The organism is Bradyrhizobium sp. 14AA (assembly GCF_054185205.1).
The window spans coordinates 54,173-77,797 of the sequence record NZ_JAVAYM010000013.1 but is presented as its reverse complement, the minus strand read 5'-3'; the positions used below and the strand labels follow the sequence as shown (position 1 = coordinate 77,797).

25 protein-coding genes are annotated in these 23,625 nt (G+C 59.8%); 16 read left to right on the top strand and 9 right to left on the bottom strand.

Annotation, left to right across the window (positions count from 1 at the left end):
- The first annotated feature begins 54 nt into the window (after positions 1 to 54).
- Positions 55 to 771 carry a GntR family transcriptional regulator gene (locus RAD15_RS23180; RefSeq protein ID WP_458180516.1) on the top strand — a complete coding sequence of 239 codons (717 nt, stop codon included), beginning with the start codon at positions 55 to 57 and terminating at the stop codon, positions 769 to 771.
- 7 nt (positions 772 to 778) lie between these two features.
- Here the strand turns inward: RAD15_RS23180 and RAD15_RS23175 are convergent, their stop codons facing one another.
- Positions 779 to 1,129, bottom strand: coding sequence for a RidA family protein (locus RAD15_RS23175; protein WP_458180515.1), 351 nt, complete (start codon positions 1,127 to 1,129; stop codon positions 779 to 781).
- Between the two features lie 114 nt (positions 1,130 to 1,243).
- On the opposite strand from RAD15_RS23175, the gene RAD15_RS23170 reads away from it, so the two are divergent.
- The 6 genes from RAD15_RS23170 (at position 1,244) to RAD15_RS23145 (ending at position 8,593) form a co-directional block, all read left to right on the top strand.
- Positions 1,244 to 2,323, top strand: a complete 1,080-nt coding sequence (locus RAD15_RS23170; protein WP_458180514.1) for an ABC transporter substrate-binding protein — start codon at positions 1,244 to 1,246, stop codon at positions 2,321 to 2,323.
- The gene (locus tag RAD15_RS23165; protein WP_458180513.1) at positions 2,320 to 3,420 is read left to right on the top strand and encodes an ABC transporter ATP-binding protein; all 1,101 of its coding nucleotides are present in this window, start codon (positions 2,320 to 2,322) and stop codon (positions 3,418 to 3,420) included. The genes RAD15_RS23170 and RAD15_RS23165 overlap by 4 nt, the downstream gene beginning before the upstream one ends.
- Positions 3,421 to 3,434: 14 nt before the next feature.
- Complete coding sequence (locus RAD15_RS23160) at positions 3,435 to 5,204, top strand: ABC transporter permease subunit (RefSeq protein ID WP_458180512.1); 1,770 nt, start codon at positions 3,435 to 3,437, stop codon at positions 5,202 to 5,204.
- 4 nt (positions 5,205 to 5,208) lie between these two features.
- A complete protein-coding gene (locus tag RAD15_RS23155; RefSeq protein ID WP_458180511.1) occupies positions 5,209 to 6,492 on the top strand; it encodes an NAD(P)/FAD-dependent oxidoreductase in 1,284 nt (427 codons plus the stop codon).
- Positions 6,493 to 6,519: 27 nt separating this feature from the next.
- Positions 6,520 to 7,503: an aminotransferase class IV gene (locus RAD15_RS23150; protein WP_458180510.1), complete on the top strand. Its 984-nt coding sequence runs from the start codon at positions 6,520 to 6,522 to the stop codon at positions 7,501 to 7,503.
- A 265-nt stretch (positions 7,504 to 7,768) separates the two neighbouring features.
- Positions 7,769 to 8,593 (top strand): IS5 family transposase, encoded by an 825-nt coding sequence (locus tag RAD15_RS23145; protein WP_458180509.1) that lies wholly within the window; start codon positions 7,769 to 7,771, stop codon positions 8,591 to 8,593.
- On the opposite strand, the gene RAD15_RS23140 is transcribed toward RAD15_RS23145, so the two are convergent.
- Positions 8,559 to 8,702, bottom strand: a complete 144-nt coding sequence (locus tag RAD15_RS23140) for an oxidoreductase C-terminal domain-containing protein (protein ID WP_458180664.1) — start codon at positions 8,700 to 8,702, stop codon at positions 8,559 to 8,561. The two genes, RAD15_RS23145 and RAD15_RS23140, sit on opposite strands and share 35 nt — an antisense overlap.
- 20 nt (positions 8,703 to 8,722) lie before the next feature.
- Complete coding sequence (locus tag RAD15_RS23135) at positions 8,723 to 8,863, bottom strand: hypothetical protein (protein WP_458180508.1); 141 nt, start codon at positions 8,861 to 8,863, stop codon at positions 8,723 to 8,725.
- A 67-nt stretch (positions 8,864 to 8,930) separates the two neighbouring features.
- Here RAD15_RS23135 and RAD15_RS23130 point away from each other — a divergent pair, with 67 nt between their 5' ends.
- On the top strand, positions 8,931 to 9,215 hold the full coding sequence (locus RAD15_RS23130; protein ID WP_458180507.1) for a hypothetical protein: 285 nt from the start codon (positions 8,931 to 8,933) through the stop codon (positions 9,213 to 9,215).
- Positions 9,216 to 9,875: 660 nt separating this feature from the next.
- Here RAD15_RS23130 and RAD15_RS23125 read toward each other — a convergent pair.
- Positions 9,876 to 10,646, bottom strand: a complete 771-nt coding sequence (locus RAD15_RS23125) for an SDR family NAD(P)-dependent oxidoreductase (RefSeq protein WP_458180506.1) — start codon at positions 10,644 to 10,646, stop codon at positions 9,876 to 9,878.
- A 127-nt stretch (positions 10,647 to 10,773) separates the two neighbouring features.
- Here RAD15_RS23125 and RAD15_RS23120 point away from each other — a divergent pair, with 127 nt between their 5' ends.
- Genes RAD15_RS23120 through RAD15_RS23085 form a run of 8 tightly spaced genes read left to right on the top strand, consistent with a single transcriptional unit; the run spans position 10,774 to position 18,340 of the window.
- Positions 10,774 to 11,802: a TRAP transporter substrate-binding protein gene (locus RAD15_RS23120; RefSeq protein WP_458180505.1), complete on the top strand. Its 1,029-nt coding sequence runs from the start codon at positions 10,774 to 10,776 to the stop codon at positions 11,800 to 11,802.
- 15 nt (positions 11,803 to 11,817) lie between these two features.
- The gene (locus RAD15_RS23115; RefSeq protein ID WP_458180504.1) at positions 11,818 to 13,692 is read left to right on the top strand and encodes a TRAP transporter large permease; all 1,875 of its coding nucleotides are present in this window, start codon (positions 11,818 to 11,820) and stop codon (positions 13,690 to 13,692) included.
- 11 nt (positions 13,693 to 13,703) lie between these two features.
- Entirely contained in the window at positions 13,704 to 14,231 is a 528-nt protein-coding gene (locus RAD15_RS23110) for a cupin domain-containing protein (RefSeq protein WP_458180503.1), read from the top strand.
- Positions 14,228 to 15,022, top strand: a complete 795-nt coding sequence (locus RAD15_RS23105) for an alpha/beta fold hydrolase (RefSeq protein WP_458180502.1) — start codon at positions 14,228 to 14,230, stop codon at positions 15,020 to 15,022. Before RAD15_RS23110 ends, RAD15_RS23105 begins: the two co-directional genes overlap by 4 nt.
- The gene (locus tag RAD15_RS23100) at positions 15,019 to 15,813 is read left to right on the top strand and encodes an aspartate dehydrogenase (protein WP_458180501.1); all 795 of its coding nucleotides are present in this window, start codon (positions 15,019 to 15,021) and stop codon (positions 15,811 to 15,813) included. Before RAD15_RS23105 ends, RAD15_RS23100 begins: the two co-directional genes overlap by 4 nt.
- Positions 15,814 to 15,827: 14 nt before the next feature.
- Positions 15,828 to 16,580: an SDR family oxidoreductase gene (locus RAD15_RS23095; RefSeq protein WP_458180499.1), complete on the top strand. Its 753-nt coding sequence runs from the start codon at positions 15,828 to 15,830 to the stop codon at positions 16,578 to 16,580.
- Between the two features lie 21 nt (positions 16,581 to 16,601).
- Entirely contained in the window at positions 16,602 to 17,270 is a 669-nt protein-coding gene (locus tag RAD15_RS23090) for an HAD family hydrolase (RefSeq protein ID WP_458180498.1), read from the top strand.
- The gene (locus RAD15_RS23085; protein ID WP_458180497.1) at positions 17,267 to 18,340 is read left to right on the top strand and encodes a LacI family DNA-binding transcriptional regulator; all 1,074 of its coding nucleotides are present in this window, start codon (positions 17,267 to 17,269) and stop codon (positions 18,338 to 18,340) included. Before RAD15_RS23090 ends, RAD15_RS23085 begins: the two co-directional genes overlap by 4 nt.
- Before the next feature lie 217 nt (positions 18,341 to 18,557).
- On the opposite strand, the gene RAD15_RS23080 is transcribed toward RAD15_RS23085, so the two are convergent.
- The 5 genes from RAD15_RS23080 to RAD15_RS23060 all read right to left on the bottom strand — a co-directional run bounded on the left by RAD15_RS23080 (position 18,558) and on the right by RAD15_RS23060 (position 23,219).
- The gene (locus tag RAD15_RS23080; protein WP_458180496.1) at positions 18,558 to 19,211 is read right to left on the bottom strand and encodes an ATP-binding cassette domain-containing protein; all 654 of its coding nucleotides are present in this window, start codon (positions 19,209 to 19,211) and stop codon (positions 18,558 to 18,560) included.
- Positions 19,212 to 19,225: 14 nt separating this feature from the next.
- Positions 19,226 to 19,972: an ABC transporter ATP-binding protein gene (locus RAD15_RS23075; RefSeq protein WP_458180494.1), complete on the bottom strand. Its 747-nt coding sequence runs from the start codon at positions 19,970 to 19,972 to the stop codon at positions 19,226 to 19,228.
- Positions 19,969 to 20,961, bottom strand: coding sequence for a branched-chain amino acid ABC transporter permease (locus RAD15_RS23070; protein ID WP_458180493.1), 993 nt, complete (start codon positions 20,959 to 20,961; stop codon positions 19,969 to 19,971). Before RAD15_RS23070 ends, RAD15_RS23075 begins: the two co-directional genes overlap by 4 nt.
- Entirely contained in the window at positions 20,961 to 21,857 is an 897-nt protein-coding gene (locus RAD15_RS23065) for a branched-chain amino acid ABC transporter permease (protein ID WP_458180492.1), read from the bottom strand. Before RAD15_RS23065 ends, RAD15_RS23070 begins: the two co-directional genes overlap by 1 nt.
- Positions 21,858 to 21,953: 96 nt before the next feature.
- Entirely contained in the window at positions 21,954 to 23,219 is a 1,266-nt protein-coding gene (locus RAD15_RS23060) for an ABC transporter substrate-binding protein (protein ID WP_458180491.1), read from the bottom strand.
- Positions 23,220 to 23,625 lie beyond the last annotated feature (406 nt).

The window sequence follows — 23,625 nt, the reverse complement described above, 5'->3', positions numbered from 1 at the left end:
GTCAATTGTCTGACATGTCACATCTGACATGTCAATAGAACGCGAGGACGTGCGGTGGACGAAGCTTCTGAAGGTCAGATTAAGGACCAGTTCTACGAGACGTTGAAGCTTGCGATCATCTCCTGCGACCTGCCGCCGGGCGAGGAGCTATCCGAGGGCTATCTTGCTGCCCACTATGGGGTTGGCAAGGCGTCGGTGCGGCACGCCCTGTCCCGGCTGGGCCAGGACGGCTGGGTCACGAGCAGACCGCGTAGCGGCCATGTCGTGGCGCCCATGACGATGGATGACGTCGTGGATATCTTCGCCATGCGTGAGATTGTCGAGCCGGAGTCTGCGGCGCGCGCGGCGGGCAACATCTCGGAAGCGAAGCTCAGGCGTCTGAATAAAGCCTGCGCCAATCCCTATCGCGTGAGCGATATCACCGCGAAGCGACGGTTTCTGCTCGCCAACCGCGACTTTCATGTCGCGATCGCGGACGCCAGCGGAAGCTCCCGGCTGGCGAAATCGGTGACAAAACTGCACGACGAGTCCCTACGCATCCTCTATCTGACCGCCAGCGAATCGGAGTTATCCGACGACTGGTCGCGCGGTCATGGCCCCATGATCGACGCTATTGTTGCAGGCGATCGGGCCGCAGCGCACAGAACGACGCTCGACGGGATCAGGCGCAGCCAAGATCGCGTTATGGCTGTCTTTGCGGCTGCGCCTGAACTGATTACGGGTCGACGGACCCTGAGAATCCCGGCGCGCCTGGCCGCGGCGAGATCCTGATAGGCCCTCAGTCGACGGCGGCGGTAACCTTGATCTCGACGAGGTGACGCTGAGAGGCGAGCGGCGCGCCGACGGTGGCGCGCGCCGGTGCCTGACCTTCCGGCATCCATTCTTCCCAGATCGCATTCATCTTTGGCGCGTCCTCCATGGATGCGAGCCAGATTTGCGCCGACAGGATCTTTGTTTTGTCGCTGCCTGCCTCCTTGAGCAGCGCATCAATCTTCGCAAGCGTTTCCTTGGTCTGTACCTCGACCGGAGCGTTCAGGGTATCGGCGACCTGTCCCGCCAAGTACGCAATTCCCCGGTGAACGACGAGCTTGCTCAGGCGCCTGTTGGTCCCGCTGCGGTGGATCGTCATGGCGCATTTCTCCTTCGCTTTTGCCATAGGCCATAGAACGAACGATCATTGACATGTCAGAACTGACATGTCAATGATGCTGGAATTGGCGTCTTGAGAGGAAAGGGGAGGCCCATGAGCAGGAACAAGCAAACGATCGCTCTATCGCGTCGCGCATTTCTGGGGACGGCGGCTATCGCCGGTGGGGCAGTGTTTGCGCCAGCGATCTGGGGGCTGAGGGCGCAGGAAAACCGACGCATCGTCCTGCGAGATCCCGGCGGCCCTTATACCCCCGGCTTCACGGTCGCGTTCTACGAACCCTTCAGGAAGGCCACAGGCATTGAAGTGGCCGGCGTGGTCGGCCAACATGATCCGATTGCGTACATCAAAAGCATGGTCGAGACGAAGAGCTACGTCTGGGACGGCGCTCTTCTGAACAACATGTCTCACGACGTGCTGATGGACCCGAAGTCCGGCTTGTTTCTCGAGGAGCATCGGGCCTCGGCCGGCGGCATTCCGGAGCGTTACGTTACGCCTAGCTTCATGCCCGTCCTGGCGCTTCAGACGGTGTTCGCCTATCGCGACGACGCCTTCACACGAAAGAAAGCTCCTGGCTCGTGGGCTGATTTCTGGAACGTAAAGGATTTCCCGGGCAGGCGAGCGCTGCGCAAGGCACCGCAGGACACGCTCGAGCAGGCGCTTCTTGCTGATGGCGTTCCCGCCGATCAGCTCTATCCGTTGGACCTCGACCGCGCCTTCAAGAGCCTTGATCGCCTGAAGAAGGACGTACAGATCTGGTGGACCGGCGGCGCTCAGACCTCGCAGATGCTCAAGACGCGCGAAGTGGATCTCTGCCCGACGTGGAACGCGCGCGCTCAGGCGGCCATCGACGATGGCGCGCCGGCGAAAGTGGTGTTCAACCAGGGTCTTCTCGGCACGGAGGGCTTCTGCGTCATCAAGGGCGGACCAAAGGCCGACCTCGTGCGCGAATTCATCGCGTTTACGCGAGATCCTCAGCGCCAGGCGGCGTTTACCAAGGACCTGTCGTACGGGCCTGTTCATCCCGACGCCTACAAGTACATCGACGCCGCGCGCGCCAAGGTGCTTCCGACCTCGCCGGAGAATCTGAAGACCGCCGTTCAGATCAACACCAAGTACTGGGCTGGAGCACAGAGCGCTATTCAGGAGCGTTTCAATGCATGGCTACTGGGATGACAGCAACTCATTTGGCAAAGCCTATCAAGCTCGCGACGCGCAACGTCGGAAAGACCTATGGTCCAGTCGTTGCACTTCAGGGTGCGTCTTTCGATCTCGCTGAAGGCGAGTTCCTGACGCTACTAGGCCCCTCCGGCTCGGGAAAGACGACACTGCTCATGATTGTCGCGGGGTTGGTCATGCCGACCTCGGGGCAGGTGATGATCGATGGTCGGCCTGCCACAAACGCGCCGAGTTATGACCGGGACATCGGCATGGTGTTCCAGAGCTACGCGCTCTTTCCGCACCTGACGGTCGCCGAGAACGTGGCGTTTCCACTGGAGATGAGAAGGCTGCCAAAAGCCGAGATCGAGGAGCGCGTGCGTGCGACGCTGGACCTTGTCCGCCTCGGTCATCTCGCAGATCGTTTGCCTGCGCGTCTGTCGGGTGGCCAGCAACAGCGCGTGGCGCTTGCGCGCGCCATGGTCTATCGGCCCTCAATCATCCTGATGGACGAGCCGTTGGGCGCGCTCGACAAGAAACTGCGCGAGCAGATGCAGGAGGAGATTCGTCGTCTCCACCGCGAACTCGGCATTACTGTGCTGTATGTGACACACGATCAGGATGAGGCGATGGGTCTTTCGGACCGAATTTGCCTGATGAACAACGCTCAGATCGAGCAGATCGGCACGCCTGACGAGTTGTATTTCCGGCCGCAAACGGCGTTCGCGGCGAACTTCATCGGTGAGTCAAATCTGCTGCCGGTCTCGATTACCGGCTCCGCAGGCGACAGGCGCGAACTCAAGAGCAAAGCCGGGACGACCTTCCAGGGGTGCGCGGTCGACGGCAGTCCTGTCGAGGGCGAAGCCCTTCTCGGGATTCGACCGGAGCGACTGAGGCTGCTCGCGGGCGCCGATGTCGCGGACAATGAGGTGACGGGCAAGATTCGCGAAAGCGTGATGCTGGGCGCGCTGACACGTGTCACGATCGACGCGGAAGATGGCGGCCGATTGACAGCGCTCCTCCTGACGGCCGGGAATGGCGGGCTCCAGCCAGGCGAAGCGGTTCGCGTTGGCTGGGAAACCGGCGCAGGAATTGTGCTTCCAAAAGCGGCGTGAGGTCGACGAAGCCCGTGACCATCCTATCCGAAACAACGCCATCCGAGCCCCTTACGATTTCGCCGCGTCGCGAGAACGTCGGCGGTTGGGTGCTTCTGATTCCAATTGCGGTTCTGCTCGGCGGGTTTTTCCTCTATCCGGTCGTCAGGCTCCTGGGACTCAGCCTGTTTGATGGTTCAGGCCATTTCACTCTCCTCCAGTACAGCCGCCTGTTCGGAACTCCGGTGTACCTGTCGGTCCTCTGGACGACGCTGCAGATCGCGTTCTGCACGACTGTCGTCTCGCTGGTGGCCGGGTATCCGGTCGCATACGCGATTGCGCGAGCAGACGGACAAAGTCGAGCGCGTCTGATGCTTTGGGTCCTTCTGCCGTTCTGGACCAGCTTCCTCGTTCGCACCTTCGCCTGGATTGTGCTGCTGGGGCGAACCGGCGTCGTCAACGACACGCTCCTGAGGCTCGGGCTCGCGCAAGCGCCGTTGGACCTGATCTACAATATGGCGGGCGTCATGGTCGGCATGGTTCACGCCTTGATGCCGCTTGCGATCCTGACGCTCGTGCCGGTGATGGAGAAGATCAACCGCGACCTCGAGCGGGCGGCTTCCATCATGGGAGCGCGGGGAGGAGCGACGTTCTGGCGCATCTATTTTCCGCTGTCCTTCCCCGGCGTCGCCGCGGCTGGACTGCTCGTTTTTATCTCGGCCCTCGGTTTTTTCATCACACCGGCGCTTCTCGGTTCGCCGAAGCAGACGATGATCGGGCAGCTCATCATCCAGCAAATTCAGGAGATGATGAATTGGTCGTTCGCGGGCGCCATCTCGGCACTGCTCATCGCCGCGACCTTGATAATCTTCTTGCTGTATGACCGCCTTGTCGGCATGTCGACACTGGCGGGCGAGGCGAACGACAGTTCCGGATCCTCGACCGGTTTGAGCAAGATCAGCAAGGCCAGTCTCGCGCTTGCTGGGCGATTGTCGGACGGCATGGCTTCATCGTTCGGCGCGATCGGGGGCCGGCCTGCCACCGTCGGTCGGGCGACGCGAGTCTTCGTTCTGCTGTTTCTTTCAGTTCCGGCCCTCTTTCTGATTCCAGTATCGTTCTCGAAAGGCGCCTTCATCGAATGGCCGCCTGCATTGTTCTCGTCCCAATGGTACGTCGCTATCGCCGAGTCCCCACAATGGCTGCAGGCAGGAGCGCGGTCCTTTGTGGTTGCTGGACTGTCTGCATTGCTAGCGCTCCTGATCGGGACACCTGCGGCGTTCGCGCTTAATCGGTTCAACCTGCCTGGCAAGTCAGGTGTGCTCGCGTTGATTTTGGCGCCGTTGATCGTGCCTCGCATCGTCACGGCGGTCGGGCTCTTCTACCTGTTCGCACAGCTTGGTCTGATCGGAACCACCCTGGGTCTGATCATCGGGCACGCGGTCCTTTCCGTGCCCTATGTGACCATCACCGTGATGGCTGTGCTCCGGCATCACGACTGGCGGCTCGAGCAGGCTGCAGCGACGATGGGGGCCCGCCGGATCGCTACGCTCCGCCGCATTACGCTTCCACTGATCCGGAACGGCCTCATAGCGGCCTACCTGTTCGCGTTCGTGACCTCCTTTGACGAGCTGACGGTGGCTCTCTTCGTCACCGGCGGCCTGTTCGGAACGCTTCCCAAGCAAATGTGGGACGATGCCTTGCTCAAGGTGAGCCCAGCGCTCGCAGCTGTTTCGGTCGTCCTGCTCGTCCTGATTACGGCATTTGTCATGATTGCCGAGCGCCTCTCGCGCGCCCGTAGAGCTTAAGGCAATGTCCGAGCAAGCAAGTCAATACCTAGAACAGACGGTTTTCGTCATTGGAGCTGGAGCAGTCGGGTTGAGTGCTGCCATCCAGCTCAGGCGACGTGGATTGGCCGTCACCGTGGTCGAGGAGGGACAACCCGGGGCGGGCGCATCCTACGGCAATTCGGGCATGCTCGTGGCCGACACCGCGATGCCGACGTCGCAGCCGGGCATGATCTGGAAAGTGCCGGGATGGCTCGCCGATCCCTTGGGCCCGCTGACGGTGAAAGCGCGGTATCTGCCCAAGGCATTGCCATGGCTGTTGCGCTACTTACGCTCGGGCACACGCAGCCATGTCTTCCATGCCTCGACCGCCTTGCGGGCGCTTCATCAATCGACCTTCGAGGGTTGGCGAGAAAACCTCGGCGCGAGTGCGATGGATCGCCTGACGCGCCGTGATGGCCAGGTCTACCTATGGGAAGGCCTCACCGAGCCGCCCCCGATAAGCCTCGAGGATGAAGTTCGATCCTATCTGGGAATCGAAGCGGAAACCCTGGGAGCCGATCAAATCAGGCAGTTCTTTCCGGGAATCTCGTCCGATGTGTCGTACGGCTTGCTTATCCGTGGCAACGGTCACACGGTGGATCCGGGAGCCCTCATCAACGCCCTCGCAAACCAATTCCTCAGCGAGGGTGGCGAATTGGTCCAGGAGCGTGTTGTCAAGCTCTGGCGCAACGAGACTGGTCGCTGGATGATTATGACGAATCTCAACAACTACCAGGCGGATCTCGTAGTGGTCGCTGCCGGTGCGTGGTCCGCGAGATTGCTTGATCCGCTCGGCGTGAAAATCCCATTGGAGAGCGAGCGCGGCTATCATGTCATGCTGCGCAATCCTTCAGTCCGGCTCGGAATGCCGATCCTCAACAAGACCAGCTATTTCGGCGTTAGCTCGATGTCGGAAGGTCTGCGGGTGTCAGGAACGGTCGAGATCGGAGGGTTGGATGCGCCGCCATCGTTGCCGCGGGCGGAAAATCTCATCAAGCTGGTGATGCGCCTGTTCCCGCAGCTGACGTATGACGAGACGGCCTATTGGATGGGGCACCGCCCTTCAACTCCGGACGGTCTTCCGGTGATCGGTCCGATCAGCCGTCACCAAGGACTGCACGTTTGTTTCGGGCATGGACACTCGGGATTGACCGGTGCGCCCATGAGCGGGCGATTGCTTGCGCAACTCATGACAGGCGAAAAGCCCGCGATCGACCCCACACCATACGCGCCGGCGCGATTCACCGGATCAAGGTCGCGACGATAGGATTTCTCAATCCGAGGGAGAAGCTAAATGGCCGTCCAGGACGCCGGCGAGACAAAGCTAGTTTGGCCGGATCTTCCGAGTTCAAACCGCCAGCCGATCGATAGCCGCTTTGAAAAGGGATCGGCCTATATTGATAGCGAGTTTTGCCCGATCGATGAGGCAAAGCTGCCGCTGCTCGACTGGGGTTTCTTGCGATCGGACGCCTGTCAGGAAACAATCTCGACGTGGAACGGACAGTTCTTTCGACTGCAAGATCATCTCGATCGATTTGAGCGCTCTCTCAAGCGGTTGCGCATGGTCTCGCCGGAGACGATCGCTCGCATCCGCGAGATCATGCACGAGCTTGTAGCCATTTGTGGCTACTCGAACGCCTACGTTCAAATCATCATGACGCGAGGACGGCCGCCGATTGGTAGCCGAGATATCCGGCTTTGCAAGAACCGCTTTCAGGCTTTCTGCGTGCCATACATGTGGCTTGCGAAGCCCGAAGTCCAACAGAAGGGGCTGTCGTTGTTCATCAGCAAACGAGTGCGCGTCCCATCTGTTTCGGTCGATCCATTCGTCAAGCACTACCACTGGCTCGACTTCGAGATGAGCTTGCTCGACGGCTTTGACGCCGGATCAGATACCGTCGTTCTCGTCGATCTCAACGGAAATATTACGGAAGGTCCTGGGTTCAATCTGTTCGCGGATGTCGACGGGCGGCTCGTGACGCCGTCAACTGGCGTGCTGGACGGCATGACTCGTCGGACGACGCTGGAATTATGTGAGGAGATGAGAATCGCCGCACTCGCAGGCACGATCACCGAGACGCAGCTGATGCAAGCGAATGAAATCTTCCTGACCAGCACCGCAGGCGGAATAATCCCAATCACTTCGATCGGCGAGCGGCCTGTCGGGGATGCGAGGCCTGGCCCCAAGACGGTTCAGATTCACAAGTCCTATTGGTCGCGACGCGCTGCGGGTTGGCTTGGAGAGCCAGTGAGGTACGAATTTTCATCGCGGCGGTAGCCCGAACAGCATTGCCGGCGAGGCCGATGGTTTCTGGGAGGCTCCATGTCGGGAGCGCCCCATGTTTGCCGGCGCTCAGCCAGCCTGTTTCAGGACCTCTCTGAGGTCGCACGTGACGTCGCGAACCAAGGTCGGATCGATTCGCATGCCGGTATCAAGAAGCTTACGCGCGACGACATGATCCTGAGAGCCTGACCGGAAAAAGGTGAGCGGCTTTGGCGGGCCTGTGATTCCTTCGGATTTGCAAGATTCGAGGGAGGACACCATGGCATGGACCGAAGCCGCTCGTATCCAGTATCAGCGCAGTGGCTTGTGTTACACAAGCGATATGACCGACGCCGAGTGGGCACTGATTGCCCGGAAGATGCCACCCCGATGTCGACTGGGCCGGCCGCGGAAGGTCAATTTGCGCCAGATTGTGCAGGCAGTCTTGTATGTTTTGTCGACCGGCTGCCAATGGCGAGCTTTGCCGAAGAGCTTCCCGCCATATTCGACGGTGCAGGGTTATTTCTACGATTGGCGCGATAGCGGCAGGTGGCAGCAGATCGTTCGAAGCCTGGTGCGGCGAGCACGGAAGAGGCTCGGCCATAAGTCAACACCAACGGCTGCCGTCATCGACAGCCAAACTGCTCCGACAACCCAGGCCGGAGGGCCTCGCGGCTTCGATCCCGGCAAGCGCCTGCATGGACGCAAGCGGCACATCGTTACTGATACCAATGGCCTTTTGCTGGCAGCCCATGTTCATCCTGCGAACGTTCAAGATGTTCATGGCGCGGTCCCCCTGCTGGAACATCTGCGAGACTGTTTCCCGAAGCTCCAGCATGTCTTTGCCGACCGCGTTTATCGCGGCAAGCAGTTGACCAACGCGCTGTCTCACTGTGGACCGTGGACGATCGAGATCGTCCAGCGACCACCGGGGGTCAAAGGCTTCCAGCTCTTACCCAGGCGCTGGGTCGTTGAACGGACTTTTGCATGGTTCGGCCGTTGCCGACGCCTTAGCAGAGACTTTGAAGGCTCATCCTCAACAGAGCTTGCCTGGCTTTACGTGGCTCATCTCAGGCTGCTGACAAGGCGCCTTGCCGCACCATGACCGCTTTTTGAGTCAGGCTCTGAGGACGGTTGGCGGATTCCACGCCGATGAACGTCCCGTCGCGATAGCAGAACGTTGAAAACGACGTCTCGGCATCGCCGCGGACGATGATATCGTGGCAGCTCGCGGTCAGCCCGCGATCTGCAGCTTGTCGCGCCCCTGATCACTCCAGAACCAGGAACGCGCGGCATAGGGGCGCCCAGCGCCGAGGATGCGGTCAGCGACGACCTTGGCCTGGTCGGCGGCGTTCTGGACTGCCTCCAGCCGCATCCGACTCATGCCGTCCGGATGCGGGAACGAGGCGCAGTCTCCGATTGCCGAGATCGCCGAGTCTTCCGTGAGCAGAAACTCGTCGACTTCAACGCCCGTGCGCGAGGGCAGCCTCGGTTACTTCAAGGATGAGGGCTTGCAGGTTGACTACACGGCGTCACAGGGCGGCGACAAGGCGATGGCGGGGCTGCCGTCGGGCAGCTTCGACATTGCACGGGCTGGCCCCGAGACCGCGATCTACGTCGACAGCAGCCAGTCGCCGACTAAGGTCAAGATGTTCTGCGGTCTGACAACGTCTGTCGGGACCTTTCTCTGGGGCGCAGCGACAAGCCGTTCGATTGGAAGGACCTGAAGGGCAAGTCGATCATCACGTGGCGCACGGGATCGTCCCCCGCCTTGTTCTTGGAGGAGGCCTCCGGCGCCACGGGCTCGACCCCGCCAAGGACGTCAATCTGATCAGCAACATCGGAATTCCCGCGCGCCTAGGCGCGTTCCTGAGAAGCAGGGCGACTACGGAACGTTCTTCAAGGTCGACGTCTCGAAGCTCCAGCAGGAGAGGAAGGGTTTTGCGGTCGCCGGCCGGGCCGTTCCATCGACCCCAACCTACCGTCGAACATTCTCGCCCATACTCCGGCCCATACTTGCGTGAATATTGCTCGCGAATTGGAGTGAACCCGCGCGAGCTCCGGCGCGGCCCGCGCCTGCGGCGCAGGTGTTTCGTCACTATCGGCGAATGCGGGAGAAGGAGTACGATACTGGCGATTTCTGACACTCTCTCCGCCATTTGTACGATTTTCTACGCCAACCTACGATCTGGTACGAATCCCTTCGCGGGGTTCCGATGCGTCTCATTGCCGAGGCGAATCTCAAACAAGTCTCAGCCGCCATTCGGTCCTGAGGTTCTTCGGGGGCTGGCCGTACGGGTTGTCGCCATCGCCGACTTGAAGCTCCGATTCGGAAAGAGCCGGCCAGAAGTGAGTGACTCTCGCCGTATTGAGCGGGGCGCGAGACGTCAGTGCATCCAGAGGCCCCCGGTGACATTGATCGCTTGACCGGTCATGTAAGAGGCTTCACTTGATGCCAGAAATGCGACCACTTTCGCGATGTCGTCGGGTAGGCCTACGCGACCTAGCGGAATCTCGGATTCGCGCTCCTTCGCCGTGCGCAGTCCGGCCTCCCGAGATCGCTTGTCGGCCATTTCTCTCATGCCGGTCTCTACGATCGTGCCGGGGCATACCGCGTTGACGGTGACGCCTGTCGGTGCAAGCTCGGCGGCGAGCGTTTGCGTGAGACCGATAACGGCGAACTTGGAAGCGCAATAGGCTCCGTATTGCGCTTTGCCGATCTTGCCGAACCACGAGGCCATATTGATGATGCGGCCGCTTCTGCGTGCTGCCATGACCGGCGCGACGATACTACAGAGCGAAAAGATGCCTTCCACGTTCACGCGAAACACGGCGCGCCATTCGTCGAGGGTTAGCTCACCGATCTTGCCGATCGCGTTTATCCCCGCATTGTTGATGAGGATATCCGCGTCTCCCACGTCTGCGCGAAATCGGTCATAGGCCGCTCGGAGTTCTGTCGCGTCACCAACGTCGGCGCGATAGAAGACCGCTTCTTTTCCGAAGCCGGACGCTTGATTGAGCGTCTCGCGGACGTTGATGTCGTCGACGTCGATGATGCCGATCCGGCAACCCTCTTTCGCCAGTCGAACAGCGACTTTTCGGCCAATCCCCGTTGCGCCACCCGTGACGAGGGCGCGATCTCCGTTGAATCCATACATTCTTACCTCCGACTGCCCAAAAAATGGACGAACTGACAATATTCGCCCCTTGACCGATATGAGGCATAGTGATGTAAAGGTTTACTGTAAAGGTTTACATTCGCTAAATCAGAGGAGGAGGCTCGAAATGTCTATCCGTTCGCTGAATCGGAGGGAGACGCTGAAATTGATGTCTGCCGGCGCGGTCGCTGCCGTCACGACTTCGGTCGGTTCGCGCGTCGCCCGGGCTGCTCCTCTAACCCTACGTTGCGCAACCGTCTTGACGAACGATCCCGAGAACTCCGCGGCCGCGATGTGGTTCGGGAAGTTCGACGAACTCGTCGGGCTGTACTGCAGCAACGAAGTCAAAGTGCAGCTATTCCCCGATAGCCAGTTGGGCAAAGAGTCCGACGTCGTCGCGTCGATCAAGCTCGGGGTGATCGATTTGTCGATCGGCGGGTCTTCGGTTTGGGGCACCGTCGTGCCTGAAATCGGAATGCTTGACCTCGGTTACATTTTCCGCAGTTGGGATGGCGTGCGGGATGCGCTCGACGGGCCGACGGGCGATGCGCTTTCAAAGCTGTTGCTCGAGAAGGCTGGCGCCCACGTGTTGGGATGGCACTACAGCCCCGGCGTTCGAAACGTTCTCGCCAAATCCCCGTTCAAGACGCCTGCTGAGCTGGCGGGCCGCAAGATTCGCGTGTTGCCGGTGCCGAACTTCATTCAGACGCTGAAGTTGATGGGGGCCGTTGCGACCCCGCTTCCGCTCGGCGAGGTCTACACCGCTCTGCAGGCTGGCGTCATGGATGGCATGGAGCACGACGCGCCAACCGTTCTTGCCGGAAAATACTACGAAAGCGCGAAACACTACACGCTGACCAATCACATCTTCAATGCGTTCAATCCCCTCATTTCGACGCGATCGCTGCAAAAGATCCCCGCACAACATCGGGAGGGATTCCTTAAGGCGGGCAAGGAGGCGGCCGCACATGCGCGCGAACTCGCGCTCAAGGCCGAGGCGAAGGCACTCGGTGAACTGAAGACGCGCGGACTTGAAGTGAGCGATTGCGACCGGGAGTCCTTCCGGAACCTGGTCAAGCCGCTCTGGGCGGAGTTTGCCGCCAAAAACCCATCCATGAAGCCGTACCTCGACAGCATCGTGTCTCGCGGTTCCTAAACACGGGAGGCGGCAATGGTGGATTTGGATGCTGCGTCCGTCGCGACGCCCACCTCGACAAACTGGACGAGGCTGCTCGTCCACGCAGTCGATGGACTGAGCGCCGTTCTACTGGGCGTCAATCTCATTATCGTCCTCGCGTCCGTCTTCTACCGTTACTTCCTCCACGATCCCTTTGAGTGGGCGGACGAGGGGGCTCGCGCCCTGCTCGTCGCACTCACTTTCGTCGGTGCTGCCTCGGGTATCAGCCGTGAGCAGCACGCCGGCATCGAGGCCGTACTCGCCCGACTGCCCGTCGCCTGGCGAGAATACGCCAAGGCGCTCGGATGCCTCGTCATCATCGCCGTTTCCGCCGCTCTGGCCGTATACGGTATTCTCCTGGCGCGCACGGTCGGCAGTCAGGAGACCGCGGCAGGCTTTCCGCAGGTGATCTTCGTGTATCCGGTTGCGATCGGCGGGATATGGATGCTGATATTCGGCTTGATCAAGCTCGCGGGATTTCCGGGCGTCACGATCTTGAAAGCGGTTGCCGGTGCAATCGCGCTGTCCATGCTGATATGGGCGTTCAGCCAATTCGGGCTGGCTGACTTGCCTTGGCTGCCGCTTGCTCTGATGGCGGCCGCTTTCATCGCGTCGCTGCTGGCGGGTATTCCGATTGCATTCGCGCTCGGATTCTCATCGCTGGTCTATCTCTGGACCAACGACAGCATACCCGTCGAGATCTTCGCGCAGCAATCAGCAGCCGGCGTCGACAATTTCGTTCTCCTCGCCGTGCCGTTCTTCATCCTGACAGGCTACATCATGGAGGTGAACGGCATGTCCGTCCGCCTGATCGAGATGATCCAGCGTGCGGTTGGTCAAGTCAGGGGCGGGCTCCACATCGTCATGGTGTTGAGCATGATCGTCTTCTCGGGTATTTCAGGCTCAAAGCTCGCGGACGTTGCGGCGGTCGGGTCCGTTCTCGTCCCGGCGGCCCGCAAGTCGCGCCAGAATCCCAGCGATGCGGTTGCCCTGCTGGCAGCATCGGCGGTCGTCGCCGAGACAATTCCCCCATGCGTCAACCTCATCATCCTCGGGTTTGTTGCAAACATCTCCATTTCAGGTCTGTTTCTCGCCGGCATCGTACCTGCCCTCGCGCTCTCTGCCGGTCTCATCATTCTGTCGATGCTGATGGCGCCGAAGCAGTCCAAGGTCGATCTCAAGATTCATCCCGAAGTCAGTCGAAAAGATTTGTGGCTGAGCGGGGTTGCCTGTTTTGGCATGCTGCTCGTTATTTTCGTCGGTTACCGATCCGGTTTTGCCACGGCGACCGAGATCTCCGCCTTCGCGGCCTTGTACGCCCTGGTTGTAGGTGGAGTGATCTTCCGTGATATGAGCCTAGGCAAGATGTATCGTGTTCTGGTCAAGTCTGCAGGCCTGGCTGGGATGGTCCTGTTCATCATCGCGCTCGCGCAAACGCTTGCCTTCATCCTGACGATAAATCAGGTGCCGCATGCGATTGCAGAGGTGTTGATCTCCATGGGGCAGCACTATGGCCGGTGGTCCTTCGTTGTTCTTGCAATATTGACCCTCATCGTGATGGGGGCCGTCCTTGAAGGGGCTGCTGCGCTCATCATCTTTGGACCCATGCTGGTTCCGGTCGCGACCCAGCTGGGATTGGACCCTCTTCACTTCGGCACGCTTCTCGTCCTCTCCATGGGAGTGGGCTTGTTCGCCCCACCGCTCGGTCTTGGTCTCTACGCCTGCTGCGCAGTCGGGCAAGTCAGTATCGAGTCGACGACGCGCTCGATCGGCAAATATTTCGCTGTTGTGTTTCTCGGCGTCTTGCTCGTGGCGTTTGCGCCCGAAATCACGCTCGCGCTGCCGAGACATTTCGGTCTTACTCACTAGGGAGATGCAACATGGCCACTCACGGAAAAGGCGACGAGACCGGAGGCGCATTCATGGTCCTCGGTCCCGAGGAAGGGCAGAATTTTTGGCAGCCCGTTCCTTCAAACGGACACATCTCAGTAAAGGTTGCACCCAAGATGGTCGAGATGGAATATCCGATCGGTCTCGGCACGCAGACCTTGCCGCCGGGGTGCTACGTTCGCGAACACGTCCACGATAGAAACGAAGAGGTTCTGCATTTCATCTTGGGAACCGGCAAAGCAGTCGTCGAGGGCGTGGTTCATCCGGTTTCGCCGGGTACGACGATCTTCGTCGGAAAGAATCGGAGACACAAATTCATAAACGACGGTGACACGGAGCTACACTGGCTCTGGCTTATCGTTCCCAATGGTCTTGAAGACTTCTTTGAAGCCATCGGTCGATCGAAAGCCGTTGGTGAAGTCCCACCCACGCCGTTCCCGCGCCCGGAGAACGTTGCTGAGATCGAGCGCCAGACGGTGTTCGGAGCCCCGATCGCTGACAAGGGCGTCAGCTCATGACGTTTCTGACCGCCCGAGATGGCTGTCGTCTATATGCCGAGACGAGCGGGTCGGGCGCACCAGTCGTGCTGATACCGGGCCTCGGTGGTTCGGCCAGCTTCTGGTCTGCAATGGTGCCGGAATTCGCGGATGCGCGACGCGTGATTTCCTTCGATCATCGCGGTGCCGGCCGGAGTGACAGACCGGCGGAGACTTATACCATCGAAGCTTTGGCCGAAGACCTGGTAGACATGCTTGATGCGCTCGGGATTGCGCGCGCGGACCTCGTGGGTCATTCCACCGGTGGGGTGATCGCGCAAGTCGTTGCGCGTGAATACCCGACACGTATCGGCAGGATCGTCTTGTCTGCTACCTGGCACCGGCCCGACTTTCACTTCCAGACGCTGTTCCGTTCGCGACTTGAGGTCCTCGAATCCCTGGGGCCCGAAAGCTACGCACGATTGACTCAAGTCATCGGGTTTCCGCCCGACTGGCTCGCGAGCCATCCAGAACTCGTCGAGCAAGCGGTGGCACGCGCACGCGTCGACCTCGAACCCATCGCCGTTTCCTCGGCACGGATCCGCATGCTCCTTGCCTTCGAAGGCCTGGATGATCTTTCGCATATCTGTCATCCAACTCTTGTTATCGGGGCGAGGGACGACATGGTCGTGGCCTACGGCCAGTCCGTTGCGCTGGCGAACGGCATCACTGGTGCCAAATTGCTGTCGCGCGAGGGCGGTCACTTCTTTCCGAAAATTCGTCCGGATCAGTTCGTGCAAGACGTGCGTTTCTTCCTGGATGAAGTCTCATGACTGCGAAACGCCGCCTTGCCTTCATCGGTTACGGTGCGATGGCCCGCGCGACCATGGTGGGACTTGCGCAAAGGCAACCCGCGTTGCGCGCAGGCGCAATCCTGGCGCGCTCGAGTCAGCCCATTCCGGAGCAAGACATTACAATCTGCCGGACGATCGGCGACCTGATCGCCTGGGGGCCGGATCTCGTGGCGGAATGTGCCAGCCAGACCGCAGTGGCAGAAACTGTACCGACACTTCTGGCTGCTGGGATAGACGTTATTATCGCATCGATCGGGGCGCTCGCCGATCACGGCATGCGAGAGCGGATCCAAGCGGCTGCGGCTTCCGGAGGCAGCAGATTTCATCTGGTTTCTGGGGGAGTGGGCGGGCTCGATTCGCTTGCGGCGGCGAAACTCGCCGGCCTGGACGTTGTGGCATATGTGGGCAGAAAGCCGCCGCTCGCGTGGCGAGGAACTCCGGCACAGGATGCTCTTGATCTTGAGGCGGTAGCACAACCGACCGTCATATTCGAAGGCACAGCGCAGGATGCCTGCCGGCTCTATCCGAAGAATGCCAATGTGACAGCCGCAATCGCGCTCGCCGGTATCGGATTCGAGCGGACCACGGTCCGGCTCATTGCCGACCCCAATACAAGCCTCAATGGACATGAGTTTCGTGCGCGAGGCCTGGCAGGCGAGATCGAAGTCCGCCTATTGAACGAGGCTCTGCCCGAAAACCCCAAAACCTCCTGGCTGGCCTCGCTGAGTGTCGAGCAGATGATCAGGCGCGAACTCCTCCTGAACCTTTGAAAGAGCAGCAGATCATGCGATTGAAAAACAAGGTTGCCATCGTTACCGGAGCCGCCGCCGGTATCGGCGCGGCGACGGCCAAACTGTTCACCTCGGAAGGCGCCCGTGTCGTCGTCGCCGACTGGAACGAAGCCGGAGCTCGCGCCGTGGCACAAGAGATCGGCGAAGCCGCATTCGCGGTCGGGGTGGATGTCCGCGATGCCGCGGCCGTTCGATCGATGATATCGGCCTGCGTCGAACGCTTCGGAAGGCTTGATGTTCTCGTCAACAATGCTGGCAAGGGGACCCTCGGATCCGTCGTGACCGCAAGCGAGGCGGAGTGGGACGATATCGTTTCTATCAATCTCAAGAGCGTGTTCTTGTGCTCAAAGTTTGCCATCCCCGTGATGGCTTCGGCTGGCGGAGGTGTAATCGTCAACACCGCTTCGAATATTGCCCAGGTCGGAATCAAGGATCGCGCGGCCTATGTCGCGGCCAAGGGAGGCGTCGCTTCGTTGACGCGAGCAATGGCACTCGATCATGCCCCGGAAAACATTCGCGTGAATGCCGTCTGCCCTGGGGTCATTTGGTCGACCTATTTCGACAAGATGTTGCAGCAAGTCCCTGATCCGGATGCATTCGTTGCGGGACTTAAGGCCAGGGCGCCGATGGCGCGCGTCGGACAGCCCGAGGAGATCGCGTCCATGATCCTGTGGTTGGCGTCCGACGAATCCTCTTTCGCTACGGGCGGTATGTTCACCGTGGACGGAGGCATGACCGCCTGGTGAGAAAGGGGCGTGCGTGGTCCCATGTATAATAAGTCAAATGATATTGGCCGCCGTCCGGCGGCCGCTATCCTCGATTTCGATGGCGTCGTGTTGCGATCGGTCGAAATCAAGGCCCAAGCCTTCGCCGAAATCTATCGTGAGGAGAAGCCGGCCAGGATCGCCGCAGTCATGGCATATCAACACGCCCATGGCGGCGTGAATCGTCGTGAAAAGTTTCGGCATTTCGAGCGCGAGATCTTTGGCAGAGTTGGCGATGAGAGTGTGGTCGAAAAGCTGTCGGCACGCTATACGGCTATCGTCCACGAAGCGGTCGTCCGATGCCCATTTGTCGACGGTGTATATGATTTCATCACGTCGTACTTCCAGCGACTGGCTGTCCACGTGGTTTCTGGCACGCCTGAGAACGAACTTAGCGATATCATCGAACGACGCGGTTTGAAGCCATATTTTCGAACGATCGCCGGGGCGCCGGTCCTGAAGCTAGACGCTTTTCGTCGTATTATCCGAACGAGCTTGCTCACGGCGGACCAGGCCATTGCCGTCGGCGATTCCCCAACGGAATATGCGGCGGCGAAAGAACTGGGCATACCGTTTGTGGGTATCGTAGACTATAATACGACCAACCCGTTTCCCGATTCCGTGCCTGTTTTGAGCGACCTCAGGGGCCTTGCGGACTTGCTGCAGCTATGAACGACCAGCCGACCGCAGATATTCAAGCCGGCTTTCTGGAAGAGGAGTCGACCGTTTCGCTGCCACCGAAGCGAGGCGTATTTCGTGTGGCCGAAATGGCCGGTGTCTCGATAGCGACGGTTTCGCGGACCTTCAACGATCCGCAAAGAGTAAGGAAGGACGTCCGGAAGCGTGTGATGGAGGCGGCGACCGCGGCGGGCTACGTGCCAAATTCAGCCGCAAAGGCGCTCCGTTTACAGCGAACGCGCGTCATCGGAGCGGTTATACCGACGCTCGATCACGCGATCTATGCGAAGCTTGTCAATGGCATGCAGGCCCAGCTTGCGGATGACGGCTACACTGTCATCGTTCTTTCAGTCGGATTCGATAATAGCCATATTTTCGAGGCCGTACGTCGTATCGTAGAGCGTGGTGCCGAAGCGCTGATGGTCGTCGGTCGCGTCGTCGACGAGAAACTCCGCCATTTTCTCGAGACGAAGCAGATACCGTTCGTTCAGACCTATTCTTTCGTTCCAGAAAGCGGCGAGCTGTCGGTCGGGATCGATAACTTCACGGCGACGCGCGATATCGTCAATCATCTGCTTGATCTTGGTCATACGAATCTCACGATGATTGCCGGCCCCACCGCCGGCAATGATCGCCAGATCAGTCGCAGGAAGGCCTTTCAGGATACGCTTAGGGAACGCGGACTCGCTGCATCTCGACCGATTATCGAAAAGACCTACCGGTTCGAAAGTGGCATTCAAGCGTTGCAGGAAATCCGTGAATTGTTTCCCGAAACGACAGGCATCGTGTGTAGCAGCGACATATTGGCTTTCGGTGTTCTGCATGCCTGCCACATGGCCAGGATCGATGTTCCCGGCGACATATCCGTAACTGGATTCGACGATCTGGATTTTGCGCAATACCTTTCGCCGCCGCTAACGACGGTGGCCATTAGGTCAGAAGAGATGGGACGGATTGCGGCCGAGCGGCTGGTCGCAATTCTCGATGGCAACACGGCTCAATCGGAGTGCCTGGCCACTCAGCTCGTTGTTAGATCCTCGACTGCTCGCCCGATTATTCGCTAGTGGGGTCAATATCTCGGAGCCATGCATAGCTTGATCGCACATGAATGGGGTCTTTTGGCAGACTGTGACGCTGCCGCTGAGGTCGCGGTCGCAAACTGGACGTGATCGCGACCGGAAATCCCATCTCGCGTGTAGCTGAACTGGTGAGTGTGGGCCCATGAATGTCGAAATGCCAGTTATCCTTCAATGGGGATTGACTGACACTCTCTCCGCCAATTCACTCGCTTCCGGGGGCGGGGTTGGCGCCACGTTCAATCGTGAATTCCCCGTCGACCAGTCCACGCGAGTGATTCAAGTCCGATTGCGACATCAGCAAGGTGAGATCCTTGCCCTTGAGGGATGCAAGCACCTCCGACAGCCGTTCCGACAGCGCTGGCGCGATGCCTTCGAACGGCTCGTCAAGCAGCAGGCACTTGGTGCCAACGGCAAGGGCCCGGCCGAGTGCGACAAGCTTTTGCTGTCCGCCGCTCAACAACAGTGCCTTGCGTTGCCGCATCTCGGTGAGTTCATTGATCACCTCATAGACGAACTCGAGCCGCGCCTTGCGGTCGAGATGTCCCGAGACCCACAATGGCAGCATGATGTTCTCTTCGACCGTCAACTGAGGCACCAGGCATCGATCTTCGGGCATATACCCGATCCCGAGCGACGCGCGCGCATGTCGCGGGCTGGATGACAAATCGCTGCCGTCGAACCCCACCGCGCCCTGCGCCGGTTTCAGATGCCCCATGATGGAACGCATCAGTGTCGTCTTGCCGGCTCCGTTGCGCCCGACGAGGCTCACCATGGCCCCCCTGGCGACGCGCATCGAAAAGCCGCGCAACGCCGGCATCGACTGGATTTCGACGACGAGATTGTCGACTTCCAGCATTGGCGTCGCCGCAATCATCGTAGCCCCCCGGTGACGTAACGGCGAACTTCCTGATCCTTCAACACGCTGGCCGGCGCGCCGTCCGCAAGAATCCGGCCCTGATAGAATGCTACGACGCGGTCGGCATAGCGGCTGACGATGTCCATGTCATGCTCGACGAAGATGAGGGTCGAGGCATCCGGGGCAACGGCGTGGATCACGCGCTCCATGGTAGCAAATTTGTCTTCGGCGGAGACGCCGGAGGTCGGCTCGTCCAGCAGCAGCAGCTTCGGCCGGCGCACCAGCGCCATTGCGATATCTATCAGTTTGCGCACCCCGCCCGCGAGCTCGGAGATCGGACGGTCGGCCAGATCGGCAAGACCAAAGCGTCCAAGCAATTCGACGGCTTTGTCATGGCGGCCTTCAGCTCCCGCCGGCGCGCGAAGTGACATTCGCGGACCGACGCCGGAGAAGGCCACGGTGAGATTCTCGGCAGCCGTGAGTTCAACAAACAACTGGGGAATCTGGAAAGAACGCGAGATACCGAGCTGAGCCACGCTTCTGGGTGAGCGCCTGCCGATGTCGATCCCGTCAAGCACGATCGAGCCGCGGTCAGGTTTCAGATAGCCCGTGACCATATTGACGAAAGTCGTCTTGCCGGCGCCGTTAGCGCCAATCAGGCTGATCTTCTGGCCTGCCGGAATATCGAGGGTGAGTGCGTCGGCTGCCACCACCGCACCGAACCGCTTCTCGAGCCCGCGCACTGAAAGAACCTGCTTCACGGCGCAATTCCTCGCTCGGCGGCAATCGTTACGCTTGCCGCGGTGGGGCTCCTCTTGCGCCGGTTCCTGATCCAGAGCGAGCCGATGCCGCGGGGTAGAAATAGGATGACGCCGAGGAGAAATACGCCGAGCATAAGTTGCCACGTGTTCGGCAAATAGAGGCTTGCGAACGAGCGGACCAGTTCGAGCGTCATCGAGGCCACGAACACCGCGGCCACGCTCTGGGTGCCGGCAAGGACCGCAACGAAGACGAATTCGCCCGAGGTGGTCCAGTACGCGAATTGCGGATCGATGTGCCGCTGCGCCATCAGGGCAAACGCGCCGCTGGCGCCAGCGAAGATCGCCGCGATCACGAAATTTATCGATATGACCTGATTAGCCGAAATGCCCAGATACTCAAGACGTAGATTATTTTCACGAACCGCAAGGCTGGCGAGCCCGAATTCGGATCGGAACAGAATGGTAGCGCCGATGCCGGCAAAACCCGTCACGATCACCGAAACGGCATACAGCATGAAGTCGGCCTCCCGCGGATCGGCGAAACTCAGTCCGAACAGGGTCGGTCGACCTACATTGAATCCGTCGGAGCCGCCGAGCGCCGTTGACTTCACCAGCGCGCCGTAGAAAACCATGGAAAGGGCCAGCGTCAGCATACCGAAGAAAATGCCGCTGTAGCGTGCAATGAATGGGCCAATGACGAGGCCGAGCAGTCCGCCGCACGCCGCCCCAATGATCACCTGCGCCACGGCGTCCGTCAGGCCCCAGGCGTTCGCGATCAATGCCACGCCATAGCCGCCGGCGGCAAAGAACAGGCCCTGGCCAAACGACACGTTTCCGGTGCGCGCGAGCACCACGATACCAAGCGCAATCAGCGCGTTGGAGGCGGCAACGGTTGCCAGCGACAGCGTCCAGGTCGGCAGCGCGCGGCCAAGAAGAGTCACCGCCGCAACGAGGGCGATCATGACCAGAGGATGCATGTCCTTCTTCATCAAATCCGCCTTGCCGTTTCGCGCTTGAACAGCCCCTCGGGGCGAAACAACAGCACGGCGGCCATGATGAGATAGATCACGAACAATTCAGCCTGCGGCATCAGATGAACGGAAGCTGCACGCGCCATCCCGACCAGGAGGGCGCCGACTGCAGCGCCCTCGACACTGCCCAGCCCGCCGATCACTACGATGGCAAAGCTGAGAATTATGACATCCGAACTGAGGCCGGGTTGCATCGATATTTTCGGCGCAGTCAGAGCGCCGGCGAGGCCGGCGAGCAGGACGCCGAACGCAAAAGCGATGGCATAAACTCGGTTGACACGGACGCCCATGCTGACGCTCATTTCTTCATTGTGGATCACGGCCAGCACGATTTTCCCGATTACAGTGCGGTTGAGACCGAACCAGATCGCAAAGCCAATCAATGCTGAAATCGGCATCAACATGAGGTCGTATCCGACGTAATAAAGACCGGCAAATTCGAGATTGCCGAACAGCTCGTAGGGCTGCGTCGCATAGATCGGGTTGACACCCCAGATCAGCTTGGTGGCGTCTTCGAAGATAAGAAAAACTGCATAGGTTACGAGCAGAAGCACGACCTCGTCGCGGCCATAGAACATCTTCAACAGCCCGCGCTCCAGCAGCAGCCCCACGGCGGACGCGATCAGCGCCACGGAGACCAGCATGGCCGCGAAGCCGACGCCTGGATGGAACCCCCGTGCGGCAACCATCGTTACCGCACTCGCCGCGATATAGGCGCCGAGTGCATAGAAACTACCATGGGCGATGTTGAGTATCTTCAACACGCCGAACACCAGCGTCATTCCGAGAGCCACGATGAATAGCCACGAGGCCTGAATCAAGCCATCGAGAACGATCGTCAAAAAGAAATTCATGTCGTTGGTGTCACAGGAATCAGTGGCGGGCAGGGATAAGCAACGCGAACTTGCGCGCGCGTCGCTTATGGGCGCTCATTGAGAGCTGAGGCCTGCCTACTCGCACTTGGCGCCCTGCATGCCGCCCTTAATCCAATCCAGCGATTTTACGCCTGCGGGCGGGTTGACGCATTCGGCCGCAAAGTACTGGATATCGACCAGATCGACCCGCTTCGTATCAGGATTGTATTTTGTGCGGCTGAAGGCGATCGGCTGGATCGCCTGATGGCCGTCGGCAAGTTTCATCTGGATGAGCCCGCCGGGCGTGGGCCATTCGAGTCCAGTCATCGCCGCCACCAGCTCGTCGGTCGAAGGCTTCTTGCCGCCGTTCTTGGCCATCGCCTTTTCGACAGCCGCCTTCAGTCCGAGGATTGCCTGCGTCATGCGATAGGCGGCCTGTACCGGGTAGACGTTGTTTGCCGCCTCGTAACCCTTGAACAGCCAATCGTTCAGGGGTGATTTCTGCGACATCAGGCCATAGGCGCCGCGCGCGCCGATGATGGTGCCGTCGGGCATCTTGTCACCGAGCGGCGGCAGCACGTGGTCCGCTGCGCTGAATACGAGCTGGCTGCGCTTGGGCAGGCCGCGAGGTGCGGACTGCAGGATGAAGGCCTGCAGATCGCCACCCCACAGGCTCGAATAGACGACGTCCGAGCCGGCGCCAACCAGGGCCGAAATTTCGGTGCCATACTGGCCGGCGCCGAATTTCGGCAGCAGGTCGATATTGAGCTTGGCATTGGGATAGATTTGTCCGGCCGCGGCAACGAAATCGGCCCGGCTGTCCTGACCCCAGGCGTAGTCCTGGTTGATGGCCGAAAGCGTGTCCATCTTGATGTTCTTGGACTTCATGTACCGGACAAGGCCGACATTATCCATCGTGGCGTGTGCGGCGGTACGGAACACGTAGTTATATTTGCCTTCCTCGAAGATGCGCGGCGTTCCGCAGTCCATCAGCACCAGCATTTTCTTCAACTCTTCCGCTATCGGCGCCACCGCGAGGCAGTCGCCGGAGCCGATATAACCTAGCACCACGTCGACATTGTCGCGCTGATAGAGGTTGCGCAATTCCTGGACCTGCTTGGTAGCGCCGCCGTTCTCATCGATGATGACGGGCTCGATCTTCATCCCACCGAAGCCAACCTTCTCGTACGGCGCGGGGGCCGTGCCCTTGTTCAACTGATCGATGACGAATTGCGCGCCGTTGCGGGCGGGAACGCCAAAACTGTCCGCCGCCGGTCCGGAAAGGAACGTCACGATACCGACCTTGAAGGTTTCCTGCGCAGATGCCGGCGTCGCCACCGCAAGTGTTGCAGCTACAGCCAAGATAGTCCGATTAGTTCGCCAAGTACGATCCATAATTTCCTCCCCGATGTGCGCGGCTGTTCCACCGCATTATACCTGCTTTTTGTTCGGTAACTTGCATCAGCCTTCATTACCGCAAATTTCGTCAAGCATTTAACCCGCCTATACGGGGCGCTATTGTCACATTCTGACGATCCTTGCGAATTTTGAGGGGCTTGTGATTAGCCGACGTCCTTTCAGGCTACCCCTCCATCGATAGTCATTCCGCGAGTAGACTGCGTAAGTCCTCCCGTGACAATGCGCTTCTCCAACAGCAGCACCTTCCACAACATCTGCGCGACCAGCAAATTTCCTCAACTCGCTTCGCTGGCCGGCACGGTCTTTATGCTCAGCCCCACGCAGAATGTTTACGTACGTATACTTTTGT

What these genes read in the sequence shown, in the direction of transcription:
- RAD15_RS23065 (WP_458180492.1), bottom strand. Translation starts at nt 21,857, where the DNA reads ATGAATTTCTTTTTGACGATCGTTCTCGATGGCTTGATTCAGGCCTCG.
- RAD15_RS23080 (WP_458180496.1), bottom strand. Translation starts at nt 19,211, where the DNA reads ATGCTGGAAGTCGACAATCTCGTCGTCGAAATCCAGTCGATGCCGGCG.
- RAD15_RS23090 (WP_458180498.1), top strand. Translation starts at nt 16,602, where the DNA reads ATGTATAATAAGTCAAATGATATTGGCCGCCGTCCGGCGGCCGCTATC.
- RAD15_RS23085 (WP_458180497.1), top strand. Translation starts at nt 17,267, where the DNA reads ATGAACGACCAGCCGACCGCAGATATTCAAGCCGGCTTTCTGGAAGAG.
- RAD15_RS23070 (WP_458180493.1), bottom strand. Translation starts at nt 20,961, where the DNA reads ATGAAGAAGGACATGCATCCTCTGGTCATGATCGCCCTCGTTGCGGCG.
- RAD15_RS23150 (WP_458180510.1), top strand. Translation starts at nt 6,520, where the DNA reads ATGGCCGTCCAGGACGCCGGCGAGACAAAGCTAGTTTGGCCGGATCTT.
- RAD15_RS23170 (WP_458180514.1), top strand. Translation starts at nt 1,244, where the DNA reads ATGAGCAGGAACAAGCAAACGATCGCTCTATCGCGTCGCGCATTTCTG.
- RAD15_RS23095 (WP_458180499.1), top strand. Translation starts at nt 15,828, where the DNA reads ATGCGATTGAAAAACAAGGTTGCCATCGTTACCGGAGCCGCCGCCGGT.
- RAD15_RS23100 (WP_458180501.1), top strand. Translation starts at nt 15,019, where the DNA reads ATGACTGCGAAACGCCGCCTTGCCTTCATCGGTTACGGTGCGATGGCC.
- RAD15_RS23135 (WP_458180508.1), bottom strand. Translation starts at nt 8,863, where the DNA reads ATGCGGCTGGAGGCAGTCCAGAACGCCGCCGACCAGGCCAAGGTCGTC.
- RAD15_RS23145 (WP_458180509.1), top strand. Translation starts at nt 7,769, where the DNA reads ATGGCATGGACCGAAGCCGCTCGTATCCAGTATCAGCGCAGTGGCTTG.
- RAD15_RS23125 (WP_458180506.1), bottom strand. Translation starts at nt 10,646, where the DNA reads ATGTATGGATTCAACGGAGATCGCGCCCTCGTCACGGGTGGCGCAACG.
- RAD15_RS23115 (WP_458180504.1), top strand. Translation starts at nt 11,818, where the DNA reads ATGGTGGATTTGGATGCTGCGTCCGTCGCGACGCCCACCTCGACAAAC.
- RAD15_RS23110 (WP_458180503.1), top strand. Translation starts at nt 13,704, where the DNA reads ATGGCCACTCACGGAAAAGGCGACGAGACCGGAGGCGCATTCATGGTC.
- RAD15_RS23175 (WP_458180515.1), bottom strand. Translation starts at nt 1,129, where the DNA reads ATGACGATCCACCGCAGCGGGACCAACAGGCGCCTGAGCAAGCTCGTC.
- RAD15_RS23165 (WP_458180513.1), top strand. Translation starts at nt 2,320, where the DNA reads ATGACAGCAACTCATTTGGCAAAGCCTATCAAGCTCGCGACGCGCAAC.
- RAD15_RS23105 (WP_458180502.1), top strand. Translation starts at nt 14,228, where the DNA reads ATGACGTTTCTGACCGCCCGAGATGGCTGTCGTCTATATGCCGAGACG.
- RAD15_RS23120 (WP_458180505.1), top strand. Translation starts at nt 10,774, where the DNA reads ATGTCTATCCGTTCGCTGAATCGGAGGGAGACGCTGAAATTGATGTCT.
- RAD15_RS23155 (WP_458180511.1), top strand. Translation starts at nt 5,209, where the DNA reads ATGTCCGAGCAAGCAAGTCAATACCTAGAACAGACGGTTTTCGTCATT.